This is a genomic window from Streptomyces hirsutus, assembly GCF_001418415.1.
GTDB classification, from domain to species: Bacteria; Actinomycetota; Actinomycetes; order Streptomycetales; family Streptomycetaceae; genus Streptomyces; species Streptomyces hirsutus.
Map to the genome: position 1 here is coordinate 1 of NZ_LIQT01000616.1, position 7,467 is coordinate 7,467.

A 7,467-nucleotide genomic window follows, 5' to 3' on the forward strand; every position below is an offset into this window, starting at 1 on the left:
ACCACCGGCCGTCCGGCACTTCTCCTGCGGTCGTCGGGATCGCGGAGCGGGTGGCCGGCGGGTGGGCCGACGGGTGGGTGGGCGGGTGAGCAGGTAGGCGGGCGGGACAAGTGTGCGGGCGGTCCCGGGCACCCCGTACGGTTGAGCCCGGAACCACCTGAGCACCACTCGCAACGGAATTGTCGATCACGTGAACATCACCCGCGGCTTCACCGGCCGCCCCCGCGTGCACAACCCCGGCCTGCCACCCGGCCAGTACGACGCCGGCGACGAATGGCCCGTACTCTCCGCCGAGGTCACGCCGGACCTCGCGCCCGCCGACTGGGCGCTGCGGATCGACGGGCTGGTGGCGGAGCCCCGCACCTGGACCTGGGAGCAGGCCCACGCCCTGCCGGCCTCGGCGTACGAGGGTGCGATCCACTGTGTGACGGGCTGGTCGAAGTTCGGGGTGCGGTTCGGGGGTGTCTCCCTGGACACCTTCTGGGACGTCGCCCGGCCCCATGGGTCGGCCACCCATGTCGTCGCCTACTCGCACACCGGCTACACGGCGAACCTGCCGCTCGCGGACCTGACCGGCGGGCGGGCCTGGATCGCCTGGGAGTACGACGGCCGGCCGCTCCCGCCCGAGCACGGCGGCCCGGTCCGGCTGGTCGTGCCCCATCTGTACTTCTGGAAGAGCGTCAAGTGGATCGCGGGCCTGCGGCTCCTCGACCATGACGAGCCGGGCTTCTGGGAAGGCAACGGCTACCACGCGCGGGGCAATCCCTGGGAGGAACAGCGGTACTCCGGTGACGGAGACGACGGGAATGGCTGAGGTGATCGAGGGGGCGGCACAGCCGCAGCAGGCCCGGAGCCGGGGGGCGGAGGTCTCGTCGGCACCGTTCACCCCTCCGACACGGTTCGCCGTACCCGGACGCATCGGGGTGAGCGAGCAGACGGCCTCGGTATGGCGGACGGCGACACTGACCGACATCCGTCGCGAGACCCCGCGCGCCGCGACCTTCCGCTTCGCCGTGCCCGGCTGGCCGGGGCATGTGCCCGGCCAGCATCTGCTGCTGCGGTTGACCGCCGAGGACGGCTACGTGGCCCAGCGCCACTACTCGATCGCGTCCGCGCCGGACGACTCCGGGCACATCGAGCTGACCCTGGACCACGTGACGGACGGCGAGGTGTCGGGCTGGTTCCACTCGGTGGCCCGGCCCGGTGACCGGGTCGAGGTGCGCGGCCCGCTGAGCGGCTTCTTCGCCTGGCCGGGCGACCGGCCCGCGCTGCTGGTGGGCGCCGGCTCGGGCGTGGTCCCGCTGATGTCGATGGTGCGGCACCACAGGGCCCGGGGTCTGTCTCTGCCCCTGAGACTGCTGGTGTCGGCGCGCAGTCCCGAGGAGCTGATCTACGCGGGCGAGTTCGGCGCGGAGACCCTGCGGGTGTTCACCCGGAGCGCGCCGGAGGGCACGGCCGTGGGACGTATGACGGCCGCACATGTGGCGCCGCTCCTGGCCGAAGCTCCTCCGGGTGGGTGGGAGGCCTATGTGTGCGGTTCCAACTCCTTTGCCGAGCATGCCTCCAGACTGCTCGTCGCGGCCGGACAGCCCGTGGACCGCATCCGTATCGAGCGCTTCGGCTGACCCGCACCGCTCACCGGGTCCGCGCCACCGCCGCCACGCCGGCCGGCCGCATCGGGGCCGGGCTGCTCCGAGGCCGGAGCGGCTGCCGTTCCGGACCCGGTGAGGGCAAACGCTTTCCATGCCCTTCACCTGCGCCTCTCCTTTCTTGCGTAAGCATGGATCAAGTCCGGCGCAGGGTCTGGCGGGTGCTCCGACGGCCCACGTACGGTGTGATCGCTTCGTACTGTCCCGGCGCAAAGGCGGTTCCTCATGCCCCTGTTCGACCTTCCCCTCGACGAGCTGCGCGAGTACCGGAGCGCGTCCACCGCACCGGGGGACTTCGACGCGTTCTGGTCCGGGACCCTCGCGGAGGCGCGCGAGCACGACCTGGACGCCCGCTTCGAACCGGTCGACACCGGCCTGTCCACCGTGCGGGTCCTCGACGTGACGTTCGCCGGGTTCGGGGGCCATCCGGTCAAGGGCTGGCTGACACTGCCGGCCGGGGCCGGGGCGCCGCTGCCGCTGGTCGTGCAGTTCATCGGCTACGGCGGCGGCCGCGGGCTGCCCCACGAGCACCTGCTGTGGGCCTCGACGGGCCGGGCGCACTTCGTGATGGACACCCGCGGCCAGGGCAGCGCCTGGGGCGGCGGCGGTGACACGGCGGACCCGGTGGGCGGCGCGCCCGCGTACCCCGGGTTCATGACGCGCGGCATCGACGCGCCCGAGAACTACTACTACCGCCGGGTGTTCACGGACGCGGTGCGCGCGGTGGAGGCCGCCCGTTCCCACCCCCTGACGGACGCGGCGCGCACCGCGGTCCTCGGCTCGAGCCAGGGCGGCGGCATCACCCTCGCGGTGGGCGGCCTGGTCCCGGACCTCGCGGCGGTGGCCCCGGACGTGCCGTTCCTGTGCGACTTCCCGCGGGCGGCGACGCTCACCGACCGGCATCCGTACCGGGAGATAGGCCTCCACCTCAGGACGCACCGGGGCCGCACCGGGGACGCCCTGCGCACCCTGTCCTACTTCGACGGCGTGCACTTCGCCGCCCGCGGCTCGGCACCCGCGCTGTTCTCGACGGGCCTCGAGGACCAGACCTGCCCGCCCTCGACGGTCTTCGCGGCGTTCAACGCCTGGACGCACGACGACAAGGCGATCGAGGTGTACGACTTCAACGACCACGAGGGCGGCGGCCCCTTCCAGGAGGCGGCCCAGCTCCGCTGGATGCGCTCGTACATCTGAGGGACCGCACCGCGGACTTTCGGACAGGACGGCCCGGCGGCTCCCGTATCCCATCCGGCTCCAGAACCATGGGACTCGGCCGCCGCCGCACCGCACGCACCCTCCCGCACGGCGCCGCGCGGCGGGCACCGGCCCGGTCCCGTTTCGGCCGAACTCACGGACCGCCCTTCCCTGCTGGTTTAGACCAATGGTAGATGTGGTGGCGCAACGAGCCCACACCGCTACGGAACGTCACCAACAGGAGGCGCGGCATGGCCCGCACCACCCCGCACGACCCTCCGCAGGCTTCTCCACCCACCGCCCCGTCCACCCCACCGCACGATCCCGCGCACCCCGAAGACGAGCCGCTCTACCGGCGGATCGCGACGGAGTTACTCGGCGCGCTGCGCGGCGGAGCCATTCCGCCCGGCGAACGGCTCCCGGGTGAGCGGCAGTTGGCCGATCACTTCGGGGTGAGCCGGGAGACCGTACGACAGGCGCTGGAGATGCTGCGCCGCGACGGCCTGGTCACCACCGACCGACGGGGCAGCCATGCGACTCTGAAGGGCCCGCCGGTGGAGACGCCCGCGGCGCTCACCTTCCCGGTCGGCGCGCGGCACGTCGGCCGGGACGCGATGGCGCGGGCCACCGTGTCCTGGGAGTCTCCGCCTCCCGGGCATGCCGAGGCGCTGGCCCTGGCGCCCTCCCGGCCGACCCTGGTGCACCGCTACTGGTCCGCGTCGGCCGACGGGCACGAACTGCGGACGGCCGTGACCTCGTTCTCCACCGTCGCGCTCGCCGAGGTCGAGGAGCTGGCGCGCTACCGCGACCGGGCCGACGGCACCACCGCCGCGGAACTGCGGCGCGCCTACGACTGGCTGCGCAGGGCCGGGCTGACACTGCACCACCGCGACACGATCACCCGGATCGCGGGTACACCGTCCGTTCGGGTCACCCGGCGGGTGCACGACCAGTACGCCCGGCCCCTGGAGATCACCGAGCTGATCGTGGACGCCCAACAGGACGCTCTGGTGTACGAGTTCACTCTGCCTGCCGCGGTCTGACCGGCACGGCGGACGGCCCGCGGCCGGCCTGCTGCTCCACGGGCCGCTCGGCGACGACCAGGCGGACCCGGGGGCTGCCGTCCGGCCGCCGCCCGAACTCGGGCAGCGGATGGAGTTCGACCCGGAATCCGGCCCGGTCCAGCTCACGCCGGAGAGCACCGAAGCGGAGGGCGCGGTAGTACATGACGAACGGCGGACGCCACACCGCGTTGCGCACCCGCATCACCATGTCGAAGCCCAGGAGCATCCCGTGCTCGAGCGAGCCCGTCCGGGGCGGGGCGACCACCGGGAAGGCGAACCGTCCCCCGGGCCGCAGCACCCGGTGGACCTGGGTGAACAGCCCTGGCAGCTCGCGCGGCAGGAAGTGGCCGAACGCCCCGAAACTCACCACCAGGTCGAAGGCCGGCCCGAACGGCAGCGCCCGTGCGTCCGCCCGCACCCAGCCGGCCGTCGGGCCCTCGGGCCCGGTTCGCCCGCGCGCGACGCCGAGCATGCCCGCGCTGAAGTCGACGCCGGTGACGCTCCGGCGGCACACCCTCGCCAGGACGTCCATGCCCGCGCCGGTGCCGCAGCACAGATCGAGTCCGGCGTCGAACGGCCCCAGCCTCCGCAGTGCCACGGCGGTGGCGTCGAGCACCGAGTCGGACGTACGGAAGGGGGTGTGGTCGAATTTCGGCGCGAGGAGGTCGTATCCGCGTTCCACGGACGAGAGCACCTGGACGGCGAGTTCGCGCAGGCGGGGGCCTTCGGGGCTGAACATCGGATCAGCCTAGACCCGGGAGCCGGCCGTGGGGCTACCCTCGTGCGCACTGTGTGATCCGTTGACTGTGAGGAGCTGTGATGCGGGCATTCCGTGAGGCCGTGGAGGCGCACGACATGAACGCCGCCGAAGCGCTACTGGCGGAGGATGTCGTCTTCTCCAGTCCGGTCGTCTTCAAGTCCTACACCGGCAGGCCGATCACCGCGGCGATCCTGCACGCGGTGGCGGAGGTCTTCGAGGACTTCCGCTATGTGCGGGAGGTCAATGACGCGAACGGCCGTGACCACGTCCTCGTGTTCACCGCTCGCGTGGGCGACCGTGAGGTCGAGGGCTGCGACATCATCCATGTCGACGACGAGGGCCGCATCGACCAACTCACTGTGATGGTCCGGCCCTTGTCGGGTGCGCAGGCACTCCAGGCGGCCATGGGCGCGAAGTTCGACCAGATCGCACATGCCGCGCAGGACCGTTCGGCCTGAACCGCTCCCCCTGCCCTGCCCCGGGACCCGCCGGTCGCCTCCGGCGGGCCCTTTCCGGCTTCGCCCCCTCGCACACGCATACCCCGTGAACCCGTGACGCCGTGGTACAGTGCGAAAAGCACCCCCTTTTACGCCCTGGTACGGGCGTCGGTGCCAGTTCTTCCCAGGATTCTCCTCGGTACGCCGTTCCGCCCGTCGTTTCGGGCCGGCCTTCCGGCTTTCCACACCACCTCGTGAGCCGGCTTCACCGCCATGGCCGAGGTGCTGTTCCCACCGCCCCGGGCGCTGGACGCGTCCTCCTGCGCGGCTCTCCCCTTCCCCGCGTGTGTTCCTTCCACCCCAGTCGTCCACGAAAGGACCGACCCATGGCCACCCCCACACTCGACCGCCCCTCCGTCCGGCAGCAGCCCCAGCCCGTCAGCGGCGTCCTCGACGTCGATGCGGACGGGAAGGGGCACCTGCGGGCCGGCACCTGCCTGCCCTCCCCCTCCGACCTCGCCGTCTCCCCCGCCACGCTCCGCAGGTACGGCCTGCGCAAGGGCGACCTGATCGAGGGCCTGCGCGGCGACCGGAACGGCCTGACCGAGGTCACCCGGATCAACGGCCGCACCCCCGAAGCACTGCGCGGCCGGCCCCGCTTCGGGGACCTGACACCGCTTCACCCGCAGGAGCGGCTGCGCCTGGAGCACCCCGCGTCCGGTCTGGCCGGGCGCGTCATCGATCTGCTCGCCCCTGTCGGCAAGGGGCAGCGAGGTTTGCTCGTGGCCCCGCCGAAGACCGGCAAGACCGTGTTGATCCAGCAGCTGGCGGCGGCCGTCGCGGGCAACCACCCCGAGTGCCGCCTGATGGTGGTACTGCTCGACGAACGCCCCGAGGAGGTCACCGACATGCGGCGCTCGGTGCACGGCGAGGTGTACGCCTCGACCTTCGACAGGCCCGCCAAGCAGCACATCGCCCTGGCCGAGCTGGTGATCGAGCGGGCCAAGCGGCTGGTGGAGGCGGGCGAGGACGTCGTCATCCTGCTCGACTCGCTGACCCGGCTCTGCCGGGCGTACAACAACGCCGCCGCCTCCGGTGGCCGCACCATGAGCGGCGGGGTCGACACCTCGGCGCTGATCGGGCCGAAGCGGTTCTTCGGTGCCGCGCGCCGGGCCGAGGAGGGCGGTTCGCTCACGATTCTCGCCTCGGCCCTGGTGGAGACCGGCTCCCGCGCCGACGAGTTCTACTTCGAGGAACTCAAGAGCACCGGCAACATGGAGCTCCGGCTGAGCCGCGAAGCGGCGTCCCGCCGGCTGTTTCCGGCCGTCGACATCGTCCCGTCCGGCACCCGCCGTGAGGAACTGCTGCTCAACCCGGCGGAGTTTTCGGCCGCACGCGGTCTGAGGCGGGTGCTGCAGTCCCGGGAGGGGCAGGCCGGCCTGGAGACGCTGCTGGAGCGGATGCGCGAGACCCCCGACAACGCGACCTTCCTCCGGCGCGTCCAGCCCACCCTGCCCGGCAGCTGACGGCGTCCGGCAGTCCTTCCTCCCCCGCCACGAGGAGCCGCCGTACCGCCGTGCGGCATCCGGGTGCTTACGGAGGGCCTCCGGCCCGGTCACCACGGCTGTCCGGGGTCCCCTTCCTACGTTTTCGGTATGACTATCGGACTTGCTTCGCGGGCTGCCGTGTCCACTTGTGCCCTCTGCGCAGCGGGCCTGCTGGCGCTCGCCCCCGCCGCGGCGACCGCCGGCACGGTCGCGGACCCCGCGCCGTCGCCCGGCTCCGGAGCACGAGCCGCCCCGGAATCAGGGGCCGAGGCCGGGGTCGCGCCGGATGCGCTGCTGTACCGCTCCGGCACCCAGGTCCGCCCGCGCGCCGGGGCACCCGAGGTCCCGGAGCTGTCCGCCCGGTCGTGGCTGGTGGCCGACGCCGACTCCGGTGAGGTGCTCGCCGCGCACGACGCGCACCGCAGGCTGCCGCCCGCCAGCACCCTCAAGACCCTGTTCGCGCTCACCGTGCTGCCCGTGCTGCCCGCCGACGTCCGGCACACCGTCAGCGAGGAGGAACTGGCGGGCATCGGCCCCGGCAGCAGCCGCGTCGGGGTCGCGGAGGATCTCACGTACCGGATCTCCGACCTGTGGAACGGGGTCTTCCTCAGCTCGGGAAACGACGCCGTGCATGTGCTGGCCGCGCTCAACGGCGGCTGGGAGGCCACCACGCAGCGGATGCAGGACAAGGCCCACGCCCTCGGCGCCCACGACACGCAGGTGGAGTCGCCCGACGGCTACGACGCCCCGGGCCAGGTGTCGTCGGCGTTCGACCTGGCGGTGTTCGGCCGGGCCGGGCTGCGCAGCCCCGACTTC

The 7,467-nt window shown here is 72.7% G+C and carries 8 protein-coding genes; 7 read left to right on the forward strand and 1 reads right to left on the reverse strand.

The window, feature by feature from the left end; all coding sequences use genetic code 11:
* The first annotated feature begins 190 nt into the window (after positions 1-190).
* The 4 genes from AOK11_RS35915 to AOK11_RS35930 all read left to right on the forward strand — a co-directional run bounded on the left by AOK11_RS35915 (position 191) and on the right by AOK11_RS35930 (position 3,886).
* The gene (locus tag AOK11_RS35915; protein ID WP_055597831.1) at positions 191-814 is read left to right on the forward strand and encodes a sulfite oxidase-like oxidoreductase; all 624 of its coding nucleotides are present in this window, start codon (positions 191-193) and stop codon (positions 812-814) included.
* Complete coding sequence (locus tag AOK11_RS35920; protein ID WP_079035298.1) at positions 807-1,625, forward strand: ferredoxin reductase; 819 nt, start codon at positions 807-809, stop codon at positions 1,623-1,625. The genes AOK11_RS35915 and AOK11_RS35920 overlap by 8 nt, the downstream gene beginning before the upstream one ends.
* Before the next feature lie 249 nt (positions 1,626-1,874).
* Positions 1,875-2,843 carry an acetylxylan esterase gene (locus tag AOK11_RS35925; protein ID WP_055597832.1) on the forward strand — a complete coding sequence of 323 codons (969 nt, stop codon included), beginning with the start codon at positions 1,875-1,877 and terminating at the stop codon, positions 2,841-2,843.
* Positions 2,844-3,094: 251 nt separating this feature from the next.
* Positions 3,095-3,886 (forward strand): GntR family transcriptional regulator, encoded by a 792-nt coding sequence (locus tag AOK11_RS35930; protein WP_079035299.1) that lies wholly within the window; start codon positions 3,095-3,097, stop codon positions 3,884-3,886.
* On the opposite strand, the gene AOK11_RS35935 is transcribed toward AOK11_RS35930, so the two are convergent.
* Positions 3,864-4,646, reverse strand: a complete 783-nt coding sequence (locus AOK11_RS35935) for a class I SAM-dependent methyltransferase (protein WP_055597833.1) — start codon at positions 4,644-4,646, stop codon at positions 3,864-3,866. The genes AOK11_RS35930 and AOK11_RS35935 overlap by 23 nt on opposite strands.
* Positions 4,647-4,726: 80 nt before the next feature.
* On the opposite strand from AOK11_RS35935, the gene AOK11_RS35940 reads away from it, so the two are divergent.
* The 3 genes from AOK11_RS35940 to AOK11_RS35950 all read left to right on the forward strand — a co-directional run.
* Positions 4,727-5,125, forward strand: coding sequence for a nuclear transport factor 2 family protein (locus tag AOK11_RS35940; protein WP_055597834.1), 399 nt, complete (start codon positions 4,727-4,729; stop codon positions 5,123-5,125).
* Between the two features lie 365 nt (positions 5,126-5,490).
* Entirely contained in the window at positions 5,491-6,630 is a 1,140-nt protein-coding gene (rho, locus tag AOK11_RS35945; protein ID WP_055597835.1) for a transcription termination factor Rho, read from the forward strand.
* 129 nt (positions 6,631-6,759) lie between these two features.
* Positions 6,760-7,467: D-alanyl-D-alanine carboxypeptidase family protein (locus AOK11_RS35950; protein ID WP_167353875.1), on the forward strand; the 708-nt coding region annotated here is incomplete at its 3' end.